The organism is Paenibacillus sp. NPDC058898, from assembly GCF_049316025.1.
In the GTDB taxonomy this organism is placed as follows: domain Bacteria; phylum Bacillota; class Bacilli; order Paenibacillales; family Paenibacillaceae; genus Paenibacillus_AQ.
The window spans coordinates 83531-102865 of the sequence record NZ_JBMOSM010000012.1; the positions used below are offsets into that span (position 1 = coordinate 83531).

The following is a 19335-nucleotide window of genomic DNA, read 5'->3' on the forward strand; positions in this document are numbered from 1 at the left end:
GCGAATAAGATGATTTTTCTTTCATTTCCTCATCTTTACTTTTGGGTGGGCAAAAAGTATCATGAGAAATAGAAATGTTAATTCAAAAGACCTAACACATTTAAAGTGAACCAGCTTACCTTTTGGCCGAGGAGGAATGCTTATGAGTCCAACTCCAGCAGATCATCTGTGGATTCGACTCGCCATAATATATGCATTCATTCAGATAATGATCGCTCTGTGGATGCCTGATGCTTTATCGCTTCAGCGTGTACTAGTCATTATTTCTCCTGCAGCCGCTTCCGTTTATTTAATGCGGATCCGTCGGCGTTTTGAGGTTCATCTTCGCAGGTTTTGGCTTATTGCGAGTCTCGGATTGATGGGGGAGGCAGTGGCCCGAACCCTCCACGCATGCAATATCTGGTTTGGAAAAGAGAGCGCTTTCCTGTCAGTTCTAACCCATTTGTTCTGGGGGATCGAACTTATCCTGTTCGCAAGTTCTCTCATTTATTTATTCCGGCATGTTCAGGGTTCGTTTCGGGGGCTGCGGTTTATGCTGGATATCGTGATTGTTGGCATAGCGGTCATGACGGTAGGATGGGAATATTTCATCAAGCCTGAGCTTCAGGGTCTGGCCCATGAGACAGTATGGGGAAACCTTTGGGTGGACATGCTGTATCCACTGTGCGCAATGGTACTTATTTTTTTTACAATGGTGTTGTATTTTAATACCGGACAGTTAAGGAAATGGGCGGCCATCCTGTTATGTCTTGGCGGAAGTACATTTATGGCCGGAGATGTTCTGTACATCTATCTCGTTGATCTTTTGGATATCGAGGTTCGCTCTTACCTGTATCCACTCTATACGTTATCGGTATTTTTCATTAGTTTCGCAGGCGGACAGTCCGCTCCTGATACCCGTAATCCATCTGTTGGCGAGCGGGAGCCTCGTTCAACCGGAAACCTGATCGTAAGGTACCTGCTTCCCTACAGCGTGCTCGGCGGGATGTTTGCCCTTATGGCGCAGCATTTTGGAGGGTGGACTGGACTGTTTACCGGCCTTTCCCTGTGCGTTATCCTGATCCTATTCAGGCAGATTTTGATCCAGTTCGAGAACGACCGCTTGTTGGATCGACTGCATGAAAGTCTGATGCAGAGTGAATCCCTGGCACATCGCGATGATCTTACGGGGCTGTATAATCGTCGTTATTTTAATGCAAGGCTGTCAAGTTCGCTGAAGGAGGCGGACCGCACAGGTTCCCGTGTAGGCTTGCTGTATATGGATATGAACCGTTTCAAACGAGTCAATGACCGATACGGCCACCGTGCCGGCGATTTGTTGATACGAAAGGTTGCAGACCGGCTTCAATCACTCGAATCCAAGGGAGTTTTGGTTTCCCGTTTAGGAGGAGACGAATTCACGGTCATGATCCATCCGGCCGGCGATGATCAGGAGCTGATCTGGATGGCGGAGGAGATCTGGACGATGCTTAGTGAGCCGTACGAGCTGGAAGGGCATGAGGTCCGAACCACGCCGAGTATCGGTATTGCGGTTTATCCAGATCATGCCAGAAATGACCAGGAGCTGATTGGTCGAGCGGATGCAGCGATGTATGCGGCGAAGGAACGGAACGCCCCCTGGCATTTTGATGTAGAGCGGACGATGCTGCTGCAGCTTTTGGATCAAAAGGTGAGTAGATGAATGTATGACCGTAGTATCGACAATAGGTTGTTAAAAGCAATATAAGTCGATTTTTGTAGAATTTGGCGCAATCATTGCACGAATCTTGCGCATTTCTCTTAAAATAGGTCATAACTTCGATATAAAATCCATAAAATGCAAAGAAATCATATTCAAAATGCCGATAAGAAGCATAGTGAGAGCTAGCTTGCCAAGGAGGACGAACATGATTTGCGACAATTGCAGCACCTTTGAACCGATTGAGGACCAGGGGACCATTCATATGAAGCCTGCAAGTGGTGAGCTTATTCAGTTGCTGGCAGTGAACGGCTACACGGTACAAGAGAACAATGAGGGTTGTGCTGTGAACTACAAGGTACGTGCGGACCTGATCTCTATGATGAAGTGTCTGCAGCCCCTTCCGCTGAAGATTCGTCAAGAGCTGTCCTTCTGTGTTACCGGTGGAGAAGCTCCGCAAATCCGGCATTCGTGGACCCCTATGCAGAAGTTCGAACTGCAGATGGAGCATTACGATATGGTGAGTATCATTTTACATAAGCAGTTTACGAGCTACATGCAGCCCATCGTGGATACATCCGAGCAGATCGTGGCCTACGAATTTCTCCTTCGTCCGGTAGAGTGGGGAGCCAGATTCCAGCCGTATGAGCTGTTTGAGACAGCCCGTAAAACCGGATTGCATGCATTTCTGGACCGGGCAGCACGAACCAGTGCCATTGAGACCAGTGCCGAGTGGCTTCCTATCGGCGTGAAGCGATTCGTGAACTTCCTGCCATCCTCCATATATGATGCGGAGATGTGTCTAAGCCACACCTTTAATACCATAGACAGGCTCCATCTGGATCCGAGGGATTTCGTATTTGAGGTCGTGGAAACCGAGAAGATTGATGATGTTAAGCATTTGCAATCGATTTTCGAGGTTTATCGCAGTCATGGAATCTCGGTAGCCATGGATGACGTAGGAGCAGGGTATTCCACATTGGAACAGATGATTAAGCTTAAGCCGGATTATGTAAAAATCGACCGGAGTCTGATCGACCATTGCGATCGTAATCCCGCCCAGCAGAAGCAGCTCAAAATGATCACCAACATGGCTCATGATTTTGGGGCCATGGTGCTGGCTGAAGGCATTGAGAGACGGGAGGAGTTTCATTTTTGCCGAGAAATCGGGATCGAGCTCTCGCAGGGGTATTTGTTTGGGAAGCCATCTGAACGGCCTCCGCGTGACCTCATTCTCAACTAATCTATTCATAGCATACATAATCGGCAATTCCCCCGCCATCTTGATGCGGAGCTTTGGTATCTGGTTGCCGGAGCCTTTGGCTGAGTTCAGACAATACAGATGCTTGGCATGGATGAAGACGGGTCCTTCAAGAAGGAGTAATGATGATGTCTGAAGGAGCCCGTTTTCTGTAAAAACAAGAGCCCTGGAGTGTTCTCCAGGGCTCTTGTTTTTATATAGTTCGGGGTAGCCATTGATTGAACAAGTTTGCTTGTTATCTTGCGGCTGTTACCTCTCCAAATCCGCTGATACTGTATTCCTTGCCATTCACGTTCAGGACAGCCAGCGTATCCGTTTCGTTCACGATGATGGTTTCCTTGCCTTTGACGTTGACCTTCAGGCGGGACCCGCGGAACATCACTTTGAAGGAGAAGGAAGACCAGTGGCCTGGAATGAATGGATTCAAATGCAATACGCCATCCTTCACACGCAAGCCGCCGAAGCCATGCACAACGGACATCCAGGTTCCCGCCATGCTGGTTGTATGACAGCCGTCCTCGGTATCGTTGTTGTAGTTGTCCAGATCCAGGCGAGCTGTACGGAGGTACATCTCGTACGCCTTCTCCTGGTACCCAAGCTCGCACGCGAGAATGGAGTGTACGCATGGCGAGAGGGAGGACTCGTGTACCGTGAACGGTTCATAGAAGTCGAAGTTGCGTTTTTTCGTAGCCAAGTCGTACTGGTCGCCAAGGAAGAACAATCCTTGCAGTACGTCAGCCTGCTTAATGTATACCGAACGCAGAATGCGGTCCCAGGACCAGTTCTGATTCAGGGGCAGGTGGACTGGGTCCAGTTCCTTCACCGGAACAAGCACCTTGTTGAGGAATCCGTCCTGCTGCAGGAATACGCCGAGCTCCTCGTCTACCGGGTAGTACATTTTGCTGATGATATCCTGCCATTTGGTCGTTTCGACATCCTGCAGCGCAAGCTTCGCCGTAAGCTCGGCATAGCGGGAATTCTCGTTCTCTTTCAAATATTCGAGCACGTCGAGCGTGTATTCCATCGTCCAACTGGCAATCCGGTTTGTGTACCAGTTGTTGTTCACGTTGTTCTCATACTCGTTCGGACCGGTAACGCCGAGCATCATATACTGATCCTTCGCCGGCACGTAATTCACGCGCTCTTCCCAGAAACGGGAGATTTCCACGAGCACTTCCAGACCGTATTGGCCGAGGTAAGAGAAGTCGCCGGTATAGTTGACATAGTTGTAGATGGCATAGGCAATCGCCCCGTTACGGTGAATTTCCTCAAAGGTAATCTCCCACTCGTTATGACACTCTTCGCCGTTCATCGTCACCATAGGATAGAGAGCGCCTTTGGTAAAGCCGAGCTTCTTGGCGTTTTCCTTCGCTTTTTCCAGGTGCTTATAACGATAAATCAGCAAGTTGCGCGAGATGCTGGCATCCGCGGTGCTCAAGTAGAACGGCAGGCAATACGCCTCGGTATCCCAGTAGGTACTGCCGCCGTATTTTTCCCCGGTGAAGCCCTTCGGCCCGATATTCAGACGGTCGTCTTCGCCGCTGTAGGTTTGGTTCAGCTGGAAGATGTTAAAACGGATCGCTTGTTGGGCTGCTACATCGCCTTCAATGACGATATCACTTTCCTTCCATTTATCGCCCCATGCATCGGCCTGCTCCTTCAGCAGCAACTCAAATCCGGTCCGGGCCGCCGGCTCCAGCACAGCACGTGCAGCATCCACCAATTCGCCGTATCCATGATTGCGGGAAGTAACATTAGCCACATATTTATAGATGGTGATGACTTCACCTTCAGACACGGGTATGCCTACGCGGTTCCCCGCATATTTCTCTTTCTCCACCAGTTCCGCTTGAAGCTCCAGCTTCTCGCCGTTCTTTAAAATAGCATAAGACATGACGGAGGTTACATGGAAATCGAGCTTCTTGGTTTTTACAGTCAATGCGGCCGAACCTTGCGCAGCTTCCTTGAATACTTCAAGCCAGAATTTCTCGTCATAGTTGGAGTCCTTGTTCTTCACATCGCCATCGAGATAAGGGGTAATCGTAAGCTCACCACTGAAATTGAGTGGGGTAACTGCATAACGGATGGCACCAATCTCATGGCGTACGATGCTGACAAAACGAACAGCTTCAACCTTGAGTTCTTTGCCGTCTTCCATGACAGCGGTGAAACTGCGGGAAAGGAAGCCTTCCTTCATGTTCAGCTCACGCACAAAATCCTTCACCGTGCTCTTAGCCAGATCAAGCGGCGCGCCGTCGATTTCAATGCTGATGCCAATCCAGTTGGTGCTGTTCAGCACTTTGGCGAAATATTCAGGATAACCGTTCTTCCACCAGCCTACACGGGTTTTATCCGGGTAATACACGCCGGCCATATAACTGCCTTGCAGGGAGGAGCCGCTGTAGGATTCCTCGAAGTTGGCGCGCTGGCCCATAAATCCATTCCCGATACTGAAGATACTCTCCGAGATCTCATGCGTGTGAGGATCAAAGCCCTCCTCAATAATTGACCATTCATCAAGCTTTAAATATTGTTTCACAATCATCGGCTCCTTTGTTTTTAGGAAAAATGGTTGCAGATCTATATGGGATGAAACTACCGGATGCCGTAAGCATGTGTACGCATTCGCTTACAACTCCTGTAGACGATCCACTGTGAATCCTTCCAGGGAGGGAAGAACGATGTTGGCCCGCCCCAAGGTTTCAGGGGAACCGATGCCGACGCTGCGCATTCCCGCGCGCGTGGCAGCTTCGATACCGGCTTCAGCATCCTCGAATACGACGCAGGCGTCAGGCCGGGCGCCAAGCTCATGAGCGCCCATCGTAAATACCTCTGGATCCGGTTTCGCTTGGGCAGTCTTCGTTCCATCGATAATGGCGTCGAAGTAAGGCGTGAGGCCGGTATTGTTCAGGATCAGCATGGCGTTTTTGCTGGCGGAGCCCAGCGCAACCTTGATGCCGCGGTCCTTCAGCGCTTGGATAAATTCGAGGGCTCCAGGCAAAATCTCGGATTCATCCATGTTGGAAATATACTCGACATACCAGGCGTTCTTCTTCTCGGCCAGTGCCAGCTTGGCGGCCTCATCCAGCTTCACTCCGCCAACCTCGAGCAGAATATCGAGGGAGGCCATGCGGCTTACTCCCTTCAGGCGTTCATTGTCCTGCTCCGTGAATTCAAAGCCGAGTTCCCCGGCAAGACGCTTCCAGGCAATGTAGTGATACTTGGCGGTATCCACCAGAACGCCGTCAAGATCAAATAAACAAGCGGATATGGATGACATGAACATCCTCCTTAACGAATTAGTGCAAACGTTTGAACCAAGCTGCAAAAATAAAGGAAGCACCACGATGCTTCTTTATTTTGAAATACTTCGTGTATCTTCCGCATTTTGGAAACACATTGTGTATCTTCCGCGATTCGATCCGGACCTTAAGATTTCGGCAGCGAAAACATCGAGGATTCGCGGATCATCAACCGGTGCGGAATGATATAACGGTGCGGCAGTATCGTGTTGTCATCGTTTCGAATGGTCTGGATCAGCGCTTGGGAAGCGGTATAACCCAGGTTATAAATCCCGATGTCCACACTGCTCAGCGGCGGGGTCGATAGTTCGGTCAAAGAGATATTGTTGAAACTGATAATGGATACATCTTCGGGTACCTTATACCCTAGCTCATGCAGTCCCCGCAGCACGCCGAAAGAGACAATATCATCAACAATGACAAGCGCCGTCGGACGTTCAGGCAGGTTCATGAAAAAGGACATGGCGCGATAGCCGCTTTCCTGAAGGAACTCGCCTTCCACAATCCACTCTTTTCTCATCTCCAGACCCGCATCGGCAAGCGCTTTGCCATAGCCTTTCATCCGGTCCTGAGATACGATCAGGTTAGGCGGGCCACTGACAAAGCCAATCCGTTGATGTCCAAGGGAGATTAGATGCTTGGTTGCATCATAGGCAGCCTGCACATTATCGGTATCGACGGATAACAGATCCGGGTATTTCTCGCTCCGGCCGACAAGCACGAACGGATAGTTGTTGGACTTGAGAAAATCAACCACCTTATCGTCCTGCCTGGAGTATAGCAAAATGGCGCCGTCGACGCGGCGACCGTTAAGCAGCCGGGATACGGCTTCGACCTCTTCCTTCTCGTTGCCGCCCGAACTGAGAACGACGTCGTATCCGGAGCGGTTCGCTTGGGTGACGATACCGCGGATCAGTTCCATGAAGAATAAGTTGAGGAACAATTCCTCCGCAGGTTTCGGCAGAATGACACATATGCTTTCCGTCGTTTTGGAAACAAGGCTTTTGGCCATAATATTGGGATGATAGCCCATTTCCTCCATGATCTCTTTCACCTTACGCGAGGTTTCGCGGCTGATTCTAGGATGATTGGAAAGCACCCGCGAGACGGTGGAGGGGGATACGCCCGCTCGTTTTGCGACATCTTTAATCGTTACAGACATAATAGGACCTCCAGTGGAACCGTTTGCGTTTTTTTGAAAATAAGAAAGCGACTACTGGAGTTCTCTCTTGCTTCAGAAGAGTAACTTCCGCTAATCGCGGACCGTTCTGCTTTATTTAATTGTGGGTCTGTCAGGCCCTGAGTATACATGATACCTATTGATCTAAAGCCATATTGATCCGGTAAGTTAAACGGTTTCACACTGCTATATTAACGTTAATCGATAGGCTTGTAAATACGTATCCAAGTCAGTCCAGCGCAATTATTTCACAAATGCATCAAAAAAGAAGCAAGGGTTAGAAAACTGGAGAAAGGCCGGTATTATGGCCAGAAAAGTCCGGAAAACAACTTAAAACGGCATTGTGCAAACGATTTAACAAAACAAAGAAGTGAGTTATGATATGGATGGATAAAAATGGGCCGCCTATCGGCGGAACAAGATGGAATTCAAGTTGTACCACGAAATGTAACCGTTTTACTGGAAAACACTAGTGGTTTTGAATACAAACGTTTGCGCTTTCTCGGAATGCTGTAGAGATATGAAGAGATACATTTGAATACATAAATGCAGTAACTGGATGAACTTCTGCTGCTGCAGCGAACAGGAGGTAAATAATGTGATACGTTTTACATGGGGAAAACGCAGAGCTCTGCCTATATGGCTTGCCGCCATTACGCTTACCGGAAGTCTGCTGGCAGGCTGTAGCGGTACAGCGGCTCCACCGCAAGAGGAGGCCAAGCCGCCAGCGGCGCCGGAAACGAAAGAGTCGGATCCGAAAGCGCCTGCAACAGTGGAGACAGAGGAGGTGGATGAGCAGCCCTCCGACGTCTATTATGAGATTTTTGTACGCTCATTCTATGATTCCGATGGGGATGGGATCGGTGATTTACAAGGCGTCATTGAGAAGCTGGATTATCTGAATGACGGAAATCCAGACACTACTAACGATCTGGGCGTGACGGGGATTTGGCTGATGCCGATCAATCCTTCGCCAAGCTATCATGGCTATGATGTAACCGACTATCGCTCCATACATCCGGAGTACGGGACGCTTGATGACTTCAAAACGCTGCTTGCTGAAGCGGATAAGCGCGGAATCAAAATTATTATGGATTTGGTAGTCAATCACACCAGCACGGAGCATGCCTGGTTTAAGCAGGCTGCGAAAGACAAAGCTTCGGCGACCCGCGATTGGTACATCTGGGCCGAGGATCAAGGGAAGACCCCTTCGGGGGCCAGCGCAGCCGGCAGCGGCTCGCCTTGGCATGAGATGAACGGTGCCCATTACATGGGCACGTTCTGGGGCGGAATGCCCGATCTAAACTTCGATCATCCCATGGTCCGCGAGGAGATGAAGGATATCGGGAAGTTCTGGCTGGAGCTCGGTGTCGATGGATTCCGGATCGATGCAGCCAAACATATTTATGAGGATCTGATGTCCGATAAGGGCGAGGCAACCACGGCCAAGAATACGGCCTGGTGGCAGGAATTCCGCGCCAGCATGAATGAGGTGAACCCGGACGCTTATATCGTAGGTGAGGTTTGGGATAATTCCGCAGCGGTCATTGCCCCGTATCTCGATAAAGCGTTTGATTCCGGGTTCAATTTTAGCCTGGGCGAGAGCATCATCGGTGCTGCGATGAACGAGAAGGATAACAACCTGGCCTTCACCCTGGAGCGGACTTATGGTTTGTTCAGCCAGGTATCAGGCGGCCAGTTTACGGATGCCGCATTCTTGACGAATCATGACATGAACCGTGTCATGTCGCAGCTGAAGGGCGATGAGAACCACGCCAAGATGGCCGCCGGCATTCTGTTGACCATGCCGGGCAATCCATTTATCTATTACGGAGAAGAGATCGGGATGAAGGGTGCGAAGCCGGACGAACAAATCCGCGAGCCGATGATCTGGTCCAATACGGGCAGCGATAAGGGGCAGACGACCTGGGAGCCACTTAAGTATAACCGGGACGACCAGGTGCAGGGCGTGGAACAGCAGACGGGAGACCCGGGTTCCCTGCTGTCCCGTTATCGCACGCTGATCCGCTGGCGGAATGATATGCCTGCGCTGAACAGCGGCACGATCGAATCCTATGCTTCCGGCAATGGGCAGGTGATGGCTTATATCCGCCGTACCCAGGACAACAAAGCCCTTGTTGTCCATAACCTGTCCGGCGAAGAGCAGACGGTCGATTTGGCGGCAAAGAGCGGGGAATCGCTATTCCAATCCTTGTCGAAAACAACGGATGATAGAGCGACATTAAACGGCAGCAGCTTAACGCTGCCGCCTTATACGACCGTCATATTGGAGTAGGTCGCAGCTTGTCTATTGCAGTGGAACACCCAAAGACCCCGAGCCCCTTGGAAGGAGGTGTGCTCGGGGTCTTTTTGACCGTTAGGATGCCCTCCGCATGAGCCTGGAAGGCGTAAATGTCTAGGCTTGAAACTGCCGTAAATATCTGGCTGTTAGGGAATGCGCGTTCTTCAGCAGATCGGCCGGTTTGCCAGAGAACAGGATATTCCCGCCGTCTTGCCCCGCGCCGGGTCCCATGTCAATAATCCAATCGGCCTGGCTGATGATATCCAGATTATGCTCGATCACAATGACCGTGCTGTTCTGACGGACAAGGCGGTTGATGATGGACATTAGCCGCTCGCAATCGGACAGATGGAGCCCGGTCGAGGGTTCGTCCAGTACATAAATTTCACCTTGCTTATCAAGCTCTGCCGCCAGCTTCACCCGCTGCCGTTCCCCTCCCGATAGCGTGCTTAAGGACTGACCGAGCGTCAAGTAACCCAGCCCAACATGCTGAATACGCTGAAGCGCGGATACGATGCCCTTTTCCGCAAAATAATCCAGCGCTTCGTCGGTGGTCATGGCGAGCACGTCACTGATGTTTTTACCGCGAAGTTGATAGCGCAGAACGTCATCATGAAAGCGGCGGCCTCGGCAGGCTTCGCAAACGGTAACCAGGCTGTCCATAAAAGCCAGATCCATCGTAATCGTGCCGGAGCCGTTGCACACCGGACAAGCCCCCTTGGCATTAAAGCTGAACAGGGATGGACTTACCTGATTCTCGTCGGCGAACAGCTTGCGGATGGCATCAAAAATGTCGGTAAACGTCGCGATATTGGAGCGGTTGGACGCCTGGATCATGTCCTGATTAATAATGATGGCCTCCGGATAAACGTTTGGCAGCACCTGGTTAATGAGCGTGCTTTTGCCTGACCCGGCAACGCCTGTTACCACCGTCAGCACCCCGGTTGGAATGCTCACAGACACCTGCTTCAGATTGTGAAGGGAGGCGTCCTCAATGTGCAGCCATCCGGCCGGCTCCCGGACTGAGGACTTTAACCGGGCGCGTTGACTCAAATATTTACCTGTCAGTGTGTTTGCGTGGCGCAACCCTTCCGGGTCCCCCTCATACACAATCGTACCGCCAGCGGTGCCGGCTCGGGGTCCCATATCTACAATATGATCCGCAATCCGGATGACGTCGGGATCATGCTCCACGATGATGACCGTGTTTCCCTTATCCCGAAGCTGTTGCAGCAGGCGGTTCATGTTGTGCACATCGTGCGGATGCAGGCCGATGCTGGGCTCGTCAAAAATATACGTTAAATCCGTCAAGCTGCTCCCCAACTGGCGGACCATTTTGATGCGCTGGGACTCGCCGCCGGACAGGGTCGAGGTTTCCCGGTCCATCGTCAGGTAGCCGATCCCGACCAGAAGCAGCTGCTCCAGCCGAGTTATGCAGGTTTCCACGATGGTTGCTGCCGCCGGATCCTGGATTGTGTGCAAAAAGGCGATCAACTCATTGACCTGCATCCGTGCACAGTCGGCGATGGAGGTTCCGTTGATTTTGCAGGAGAGCACCTCCTGATTCAGTCTTCCGCCGTGGCATAACGGGCAGGCGGTCTCGGCCACCACTTGATCGATGGCTTCCCTATATGTCCTCGCATCCCGTGAATCCTTACTCAGGAATGTCCGCTCGAATCGGGGGATAATGCCTTCATAATACGAGGTGGGCGGCCATTCCTCCGTCGGGTTCGGCGGTTTAAAGCCGGTTTTGTACAGCAGCGTGTCCCATTCTTCCTCGCTGTAATCCTTCAGCTTCTTATCATTATCAAACAGGCCTGTGGCGACATAACGCTTCCAGCGGAACTCCCCCGGCCGGAATGTCGGGAACCGGATGGGGCCTTCGTTTAGCGATTTCTCCTTATCGATCAAGTTCTCGATCCGAAAGCTGTTCACTTTGCCCAGTCCCTCGCAATGAGGGCACATGCCTTGCGGGTTGTTAAAGGAAAATACGTCCGAATATCCGACGAAGGGCCGGCCGATCCGGGAGAATAACAAGCGCAGCAAGGAATGGATATCGGTGATGGTTCCTACGGTTGAACGGGCATTACCGCCGATTCTTTTCTGATTAACGACGATCGCGACCGACAGGTTCTCAACCGAATCGACCTCAGGCTGCCCGTAATGTGGGAGGCGATGACGGATAAAACTGGAATACGTCTCATTCAGCTGACGCTGGGATTCTGCGGCAATCGTATCGAAGACCATGGCGGATTTGCCGGAACCGGACACGCCAGTGAATACCGTGATTTGTTTTTTGGGAATGGTCAGGCTCACGTTACGCAGGTTTTTGTTTCGGGCACCGTTTACCTTGATGAACTGTTCCATGTGGTTGCACATCATGAGGGCTCCTTTCTTGTATCGTTTTGACCTGGACACAGCAATAGCATATCTTATAAACATGACAATTCTTGTCTAGTTATTGCGTGTGAGGTGGGTATTATGTCAAAAGCGAAACAGCTTATGGATGTCATCATGTACGCCAATGCCAAAAGGAGTTTTACCGCTCAGGAAGTGGCCGATGAATTCGGCGTTTCCGTTCGCACGGCGCACCGATATCTTACCGAAATCAGCGATATGGGCGTTCCCTTATATACGGAGCAAGGTCGGCACGGGGGATACCGTACATTGAAAAGTCGCGTTCTTCCGCCGATCTTATTCGATGAAGATGAAGTGTTTGCTATATTTTTTGCCTTTCAAGCCTTGAAGCGTTATACCTCGTTACCGTTTGAGCTGAATATCGACTCCGCCTCCCGCAAGCTGCTGGCCGGATTTCCGGAGGATACCAAAATGATGATCAGCCGCCTGGAATCGGTGCTGACGTTCTGGAGTCCAAGCAGAACCGCAGGGTCCCCTTATCTAAAAGATGTCATTGAAGCCGCTCTTCATCAGCGGGCTGTACGGATCAGCTATCGTTCCAAATCGGGTACGAGCGACCGGGAAGTGCTGCCGATCGGCGTTTATGCTCAGGATGGTTTATGGTATATGCCCGCGGTGGAACGCGAGAAGGAGGGTGTGCGTGTGTTCCGCATGGACCGGATGGAATCCTTAGCCCTAACCGATCACACCTATGAGGTGGACTTTAGCATGCAAGAATGGCTCGAGGACTATCCCATTCGGGAGCCTGTTCGATTATATGCCGAGCTGACAAGAGAAGGGGCGAGACAGTGCGAGAGCATTCCGTGGCTGGAGAACGAGGTGGTCATGCAAGATGAGCACCGGGGCATTGTGGACACCATCGTAGATCGCAATGATTTTGAATATGTCGCTCAGGTCTTCCTGCGTTTGGGTATGGAGGCGAAAGTCATTGAACCTCAGGAGATCGTGGATATGCTGAGGGAGAAGGCAAGGAAGCTGAGCCTGCATTACGGAGTGGCGGATACATAGGTGCCAGGGTCACCTAAGAGTCGTAAGATCAAGTGGCGTGAAATGTTTGGAGTGAAATTCAGAGAAGGTTGATGAAGGATCAAGGTAGGTTAGCGAATCAGCTGCCTGCACGCTTGGTATCCCATGATACAATGACAAATGATGGATCATATATACATAAATAGATACGGGCGTTTTTTTTCCTTAAAGGATCTAGGGAACCCCTTCACAGGGGATATGAATATTGGCACGAGAAAGGAAGATGGATCATGAGCGCATGCATTCTATATATCGAGGACGACCGGGAGATCGGCGGGTGGGTCAGTGAATTTCTCAGGGATAAGGGCTATGAGGTGCGGTGGCTGCTGACTGGAGAGAAGGCCGTAGAGGAAGCGGCTCCGTGTGCGGTCGTTGTTCTGGATGTCATGCTCCCGGGGCTTGACGGTTTTACAATAGGGCAGCGCCTCAAAAAAGCCTATCCTGGACTGCCTATCCTGATGCTGTCGGCCCGCACCTCTATTGACGATAAGCTGCAGGGGCTTGAGTTTGCCGATGATTACTTAACGAAGCCTTTTCACCCGGACGAGCTGGCTGCCCGTCTGGAGGTGCTTCTGCGCCGGTCTGTCGTGAAATCAGCGGAGCCCATGAGAGTAAAGCATTTATCCGTATATGAAGCCGAGAATCGGATCGTGAACGAAGATACCGGCGAGGAGACGCTGCTGACCGGCAAGCAGTATCAAATCTTTATGTACCTGCTCCAGCACCAGGGGCGTGTCATGACCAAGGAGCAAATTTACGAATCGGTTTGGGGAGAGTCTTATATCGAGGGGGACAAGACGCTCATGGTCCATATCCGGTATCTGCGCGAGAAGCTGGAACGGGATCCCGCCAACCCGGAGATTATTGAGACGGTTCGCGGGCTTGGTTATCGGGTGAGGGCATGAGATGGAGAAGGAAGCAGGGCAGGTTCCGCAATTCGTTGACCAACCGTTATCTGCTGTTAATCTCAATGGCGATGATCTTCATGCCGATCATGTTTCCGTTAGCGTCGATTTTTTACTGGTTCGTGAATGATACGTTCTCGGATCGGCCGCCGGCCCCTGTCGGGAAGTATACCAGCGGTGCCGTGTTAGAGAAAATGTGGCATGCGGAAGCAGCCGGATTAAGCGGAGCCTCACCGAAGGTTATTGAGCAGAAGCTGAATTCGATACGGCAGGAGTATCCGGAAATCTCCATGTTCTGGGTGGACGGCAGCAATGAGACCAGGCTGCAGCTGCCTGTACAGTCTAACATTCCCGAGGTATGGAGCGCGCCCTATACCGTGCAGTTTATGAAAAACTCCCTGGATAGCGACCCGTTCACATCCGTCGCTTTTATCGGGGGAGAGGGATCGGGAGAAGGCTTTATGGTCATGCAGCTGCCGAGAAAATATATCAGCGTCCAGCAGCCCATTGCCAGTGAAACGGCGCTGTACGGCCTGTTCATGGCCTTGATGTCCGGCCTGTTCATTCTGGTCTCCTGGCTGTTCTTTGTGCGCATCCGCAAGCGGCTGCTGCGACTTCGCTTTGCCATGACGTCTCCTCATACGGTGACAGGCATTCCGCAGCCGGTTACCTTAACCAAGCATGACGAGATTGGGCAGCTGGAGGCGGGCTATAACGATATGGTCATCCAATTAGAGGAAGGTCAGCGCCGCCAGCGCGAGGAAGAGGAGCTGCGCAAGTCGCTGATTGCCAATCTATCTCATGATCTAAGAACCCCCTTGACTGTGATTCGAAGCCATATTTTCTCCATGGAGCGGGAGCCGCTGAGCGAGAAGGGGAAGGCATCGTTGTCACTCATCGAATCGAAAATCGCGGATTTAGGCGGTCTGATCGACAACCTGTTGTCCTACAACCTGCTCACCAGCGGCAGAGTGCAGCTGAGCATGGAGCCGACCGACGTTCTGCGAATCGTCAAGGAAAGCGCAGCGGCCTGGTACCCCGTATGGGAGAAGGCGGGGATCGAACCCGATATCCAGGTGCGTGACGAACCGCTAAGCTGGAACGTGGACGTGCTGTGGTTCCGAAGGCTTCTTGATAATCTGTTCCAAAATGTCGTCCGCCATGCCAAATCCGGGAAGTACATCGGAATACACACCGAGGAGAGAGAAGGGCTTGAGGGCGTGCTTGTCATTTCGGATCACGGACCGGGAATTGAAAGCGACTCCGGCAACAAAGGAACAGGCATCGGCCTGGCCATCGTGGATCACCTGACAAGGGAAATGGGACTTGGATGCCAAGTGGAAAGCTCGGACGAGGGAACGAGGATCCGCATCTGGAAGCGGTGAAGAATCAAGGGCCGGGCTATCAAGCATCATATCTGGGATGATTACATCTAGATCGAATATATAGAAAGAGGAACCGGCATTTTTACCGGTTCCTCTTTTTTGCTGTCTATAACGGAAAAGACATTCTATCAGGCGTCTGTGTACCATTACTTTTCGCTCGAGTTTCACTAACTCGTCAGTGAACCGGGTTCATAAGCAAGGCAGGCTGCAGCTGCTAGGCTGCCTCTTGAACTCATGCAGATACACCAGCGGAGGGGACGGAATCGTTGCTGGAGAAGCGAAGCGTTCGCCTTTAAAACCGGGAAACCACCGCTGGGCAAATTCCAGTTTCCCGGTTTTAACAGCGATCGGAAGAACGATTCGGCCACGCAGCGCCTTAGCTGCACGAACTCACTCTTAGCTTCATGATCTGTAGAACTTCTCCAATGAAACAGACGTTTCAAAGAGACTTCGATAGCCGCATAGCTTTTTTAAAGAAAATTTAAACTTGAGGTCGACCGGCATTTAACCTTGGACATGTAGGATTTATACCTGAGGTGATGAACGTGACGGAACTCGTCATTCAAACAAAAGGCTTATATAAAATATACAAAAAGCGCGCAGCCGTTGTGGATTTGAATCTGGAGATCGCCCGCGGTGACATTTATGGCTTCCTCGGACCGAACGGTGCCGGGAAAACAACGACCATCCGCATGCTGCTCGGACTCATTCAACCAACGCGTGGCGCGATTCATTTGTTCGGCAAGGATTTGAAAAGCGAAAAAATGGACATTTTGCGCCGGACCGGATCGCTCGTGGAATACCCATCCTATTACGGCCATTTAACGGCCATAGAGAATCTGGAAGCCATTCGCCGGATTACCGGCGGGCCGAAGTCCCGCATCTCGGAAGTGCTGGAGATTGTCTCCTTGACGAAGGAAGCCAAGCGCCCGGTCAAGGGATACTCCCTTGGGATGAAGCAGCGGCTTGGCATTGCAGCCGCCTTGCTGAACAATCCGGAGCTGCTCATTCTGGACGAGCCGACCAACGGTCTGGATCCATCCGGTATTCATGAAATCCGGGAGCTGATCAAGAATATGCCGCGCCAATACGGAATAACCGTGCTGGTATCCAGTCACCTGCTGGGTGAGGTCGAGCAGATGGCCGATAAAGTCGGCATCATCCGTGAGGGACGCATGGTGTTCCAGGATACGATCAGCAATCTGGTATCCACGGCGTCCAGCGGCTTCCGTCTATCGGTGTCCGAGCCGGAGTTAGCGCTCGGATTGGCGCTGGACCTGGGCTGTGAAGGAGTTCTGCGGAACCAGATGCTGGAGCTGGAAAGCATGCAGGACGCCAAGATCGCGCTGCTCGTGAAGCGGCTGGTGGAGAATCAGCATGCGGTGTACCGAGTGGAAGAACAGCGGAAGTCGCTCGAGGATATCTTCATGCAGATCGTAGGGGAGGGAAGCCGGGTATGATGTTCCGTGCGCTTTCCGCCGATTGGCTGAAAATCCGGGGCAAAGGCATTTGGTTTCTCGCTGCGCTCGGTCCCATCGGGCTGGCAGCGATGCAAGGGCTGAACTTCGGACTTCGCTATGATTACCTGATGAAATCCTACGCGGCCGATCCATGGGGCGGGCTGCTGGAGAACGTACTGTTTTTCGTGCCGATTGCCCTCTTTCTTGGGATCACGCTGGTCTGCTCGCTGATGGCCAACGTGGAGCATCAGCTGAGCTCGTGGAAACAGCTGCTCGCATTGCCTATTTCCAGAACGGCAGTATTCAGTGCCAAGTTCGTCCAGGCCTTCCTGATTCTATGCGTATCCTGTCTTCTTCTGTCGATCAGTACCGCCGTGCTCGGCATCATACTGGGGATGGGCGCAGATCAAATGCCGTATCTAGATCTGCTGCGCATCGGTTTTGTACAATTAATTGCTGCGCTTCCCATGCTGGCCTTTCAGCTGTGGCTATCATTGACGCTCAAGAACCAGGGGATCGCGGTCGGAATAGGTGTTACCGCCTCCGTTGTATCGATGTTTGCCCTGCAATTCCCCGATTGGATGCCGCTAAAGTGGCCGCTTCTGGCTTATTTGGGGCCGGGGGAAGTCAAGGTCATCGGAGCAGGTTTGCTGCTGGGCGCGGTGATAACGTGCCTTGGCCTGATTCATTTTAACCGAAAGGATGTGGACTAAGATGGCATCCTGTATAAGAGCGGTGTCCGCAGAGTGGCTTAAGCTGTCAAAGTCCAAATTGTGGCCGCAGATTTTCCTGTGTGCGATCCTGGTCATGCTGGTGGGCATATTAAATGGAAAGCCTGAGGAGCTGGCGCCATGGGAGCATTTAATCAGCATTATGATCATCCTGCATGCGATGCTACTGCTTCCGATTCTGACGGGAATTTTTAGTGCCATGGTGTGCCGGTATGAGCATACGGGCGGGGGGTGGAAGCAACTGCTCGTCCTGCCGGTTTCACGCGGCGCTGTCTATTTTGCGAAATTCTCGGTGGTAGCCATGCTGCTCGCCGTGGTGCAGTTATTGTTCCTGGGATCCGTCCTGGGAGCAGGTTTGATCCATAAGGTGGAAACTCCAATTCCGTGGGAAATGCTGCTGCGCTGCGTGCTGGGCGGATGGGTTGCCTGTTTGCCGCTGGCCGCGCTGCAGCTTGGAGTCTCCACAGCCTGGAGCAGCTTTGCCGCTCCGCTGGCATTGAATGTGGTTTTTACCATACCGAACATGCTGATAGCCAACTCGCAGACATATGCCCCTTTCTATCCGTGGACACAGCCGTTTCTTGCGATGATGCCGGCGGGTCAGGCCGATTTCGGCGCATTCAACCTGCCGTTTCAGAGTCTCATGACCGTCGTGGTTGGCGGGTTTCTACTGTTCTTTCTCGCGGGCTTCATCTATTTTCAGCGGAAAGAAGTGTAATCCAGAACGAGAAAATCCGTGTTTTCATGTAAAAAAAGCTGCCCCAGGCCCTTACGGCCTGCTGGAGCAGCTCTTTTTCTGTGTTTTCTTAAGTGTGACGAACCAGTGGTTACGTTACTGAGGCAATTCTACCCACGTATATGGCGTGTCGGCTGCCTTTAATCCATACTCGATAATCGTGATGACAGCAATAGTTTCCGCTGAGTGGACGGCTGGCTTGCCCGATTCGAAGAAGTTCACCAGATTCTCAATGAACAAGGCGAAGAAATTCGAATTGGCGGTGACCTGCTTGAACCCCCCGGCGTCATTCTTTATCCCTAAGGTAAACGGGCAGTTCTCCCCAAGATGATTCACGGTGGCTTGACGTCCATCCCCAAAATCGATCAGCAGGGCGGGGGAGTCAGGCGTTCCGATGTACATCACCCTCTTCGGGCTGGCCCCCATCAGGCTAACGATCGGCTCGATCTGATGGATCGAGTAATTGGCGAATCTACCGGGGCCCCAACTGCTGATGGTTTGGATATCGCTCCGGTCCAGCTCCGTATATTCGCTCGCAAAACGAAGGGCCGACGTTGAATACATCGGCGTTCCATGCTGTGCCGCTAGATCGAACAGGCGGATAGCCGTGTCCCGGTCAGGCGCGAACGTTTTATCAATATAGGTTGGTTTGCCGGATTGCAGCGGAAGCTGGGACAACTCCTCATGGAATTCCGGGTTATCCGGGGACAGCACGATCAGGTAATCGCTGCGCTCTACCACGTCTTCGATCGTGGGCAGCAGCTCAATTCCATTCTCCTTGCTCCAGGCTTCGTTAGTGAGCCCGTTCTCTTTGTCTCTTTTGCCGTAGGCGTACACGACCTTCATGGCACTTTCCGTAGCCTGTTCAATCCAGCCAGGATATTTATTCGCATGGAATTGGTCCAGATGCAGGTCGATGAATCCGATTTTTTTCATGATAAAAGGTCCTCC

General features: G+C 51.8%; 14 protein-coding genes. 9 read left to right on the forward strand and 5 right to left on the reverse strand.

Annotated elements, in window-relative coordinates:
• Positions 1-142: 142 nt before the first annotated feature.
• The gene (locus tag ACOZB4_RS26110) at positions 143-1681 is read left to right on the forward strand and encodes a diguanylate cyclase domain-containing protein (RefSeq protein WP_379410833.1); all 1539 of its coding nucleotides are present in this window, start codon (positions 143-145) and stop codon (positions 1679-1681) included.
• Positions 1682-1886: 205 nt separating this feature from the next.
• Positions 1887-2921 carry an EAL domain-containing protein gene (locus ACOZB4_RS26115; protein ID WP_076322295.1) on the forward strand — a complete coding sequence of 345 codons (1035 nt, stop codon included), beginning with the start codon at positions 1887-1889 and terminating at the stop codon, positions 2919-2921.
• 253 nt (positions 2922-3174) lie between these two features.
• Here the strand turns inward: ACOZB4_RS26115 and ACOZB4_RS26120 are convergent, their stop codons facing one another.
• The 3 genes from ACOZB4_RS26120 to ACOZB4_RS26130 form a co-directional block, all read right to left on the reverse strand.
• Positions 3175-5478 carry a glycoside hydrolase family 65 protein gene (locus ACOZB4_RS26120; protein WP_379410828.1) on the reverse strand — a complete coding sequence of 768 codons (2304 nt, stop codon included), beginning with the start codon at positions 5476-5478 and terminating at the stop codon, positions 3175-3177.
• A gap of 90 nt (positions 5479-5568) precedes the next feature.
• Positions 5569-6219, reverse strand: coding sequence for a beta-phosphoglucomutase (pgmB, locus tag ACOZB4_RS26125; protein ID WP_339269995.1), 651 nt, complete (start codon positions 6217-6219; stop codon positions 5569-5571).
• A gap of 149 nt (positions 6220-6368) precedes the next feature.
• A complete protein-coding gene (locus ACOZB4_RS26130) occupies positions 6369-7403 on the reverse strand; it encodes a LacI family DNA-binding transcriptional regulator (protein ID WP_076322293.1) in 1035 nt (344 codons plus the stop codon).
• Between the two features lie 616 nt (positions 7404-8019).
• Here ACOZB4_RS26130 and ACOZB4_RS26135 point away from each other — a divergent pair.
• On the forward strand, positions 8020-9717 hold the full coding sequence (locus ACOZB4_RS26135; RefSeq protein WP_379410823.1) for an alpha-amylase family glycosyl hydrolase: 1698 nt from the start codon (positions 8020-8022) through the stop codon (positions 9715-9717).
• Positions 9718-9837: 120 nt separating this feature from the next.
• Here the strand turns inward: ACOZB4_RS26135 and ACOZB4_RS26140 are convergent, their stop codons facing one another.
• Complete coding sequence (locus ACOZB4_RS26140) at positions 9838-12090, reverse strand: ATP-binding cassette domain-containing protein (protein ID WP_379410819.1); 2253 nt, start codon at positions 12088-12090, stop codon at positions 9838-9840.
• Positions 12091-12204: 114 nt separating this feature from the next.
• On the opposite strand from ACOZB4_RS26140, the gene ACOZB4_RS26145 reads away from it, so the two are divergent.
• The 6 genes from ACOZB4_RS26145 (at position 12205) to ACOZB4_RS26170 (ending at position 18366) form a co-directional block, all read left to right on the forward strand.
• Positions 12205-13149, forward strand: a complete 945-nt coding sequence (locus ACOZB4_RS26145; protein ID WP_379410816.1) for a helix-turn-helix transcriptional regulator — start codon at positions 12205-12207, stop codon at positions 13147-13149.
• A 248-nt stretch (positions 13150-13397) separates the two neighbouring features.
• A complete protein-coding gene (locus ACOZB4_RS26150) occupies positions 13398-14072 on the forward strand; it encodes a response regulator transcription factor (RefSeq protein WP_339270002.1) in 675 nt (224 codons plus the stop codon).
• Positions 14069-15457: a sensor histidine kinase gene (locus ACOZB4_RS26155; protein WP_379410813.1), complete on the forward strand. Its 1389-nt coding sequence runs from the start codon at positions 14069-14071 to the stop codon at positions 15455-15457. The genes ACOZB4_RS26150 and ACOZB4_RS26155 overlap by 4 nt, the downstream gene beginning before the upstream one ends.
• Before the next feature lie 539 nt (positions 15458-15996).
• Entirely contained in the window at positions 15997-16917 is a 921-nt protein-coding gene (locus ACOZB4_RS26160; protein WP_379411019.1) for an ABC transporter ATP-binding protein, read from the forward strand.
• Positions 16914-17630, forward strand: a complete 717-nt coding sequence (locus ACOZB4_RS26165; protein ID WP_076322287.1) for an ABC transporter permease — start codon at positions 16914-16916, stop codon at positions 17628-17630. The genes ACOZB4_RS26160 and ACOZB4_RS26165 overlap by 4 nt, the downstream gene beginning before the upstream one ends.
• A 1-nt stretch (position 17631) precedes the next feature.
• Positions 17632-18366, forward strand: coding sequence for an ABC transporter permease (locus tag ACOZB4_RS26170; RefSeq protein ID WP_379410808.1), 735 nt, complete (start codon positions 17632-17634; stop codon positions 18364-18366).
• Positions 18367-18480: 114 nt separating this feature from the next.
• On the opposite strand, the gene ACOZB4_RS26175 is transcribed toward ACOZB4_RS26170, so the two are convergent.
• Positions 18481-19320, reverse strand: a complete 840-nt coding sequence (locus tag ACOZB4_RS26175) for a hypothetical protein (protein ID WP_379410806.1) — start codon at positions 19318-19320, stop codon at positions 18481-18483.
• Between the last annotated feature and the right edge of the window lie 15 nt (positions 19321-19335).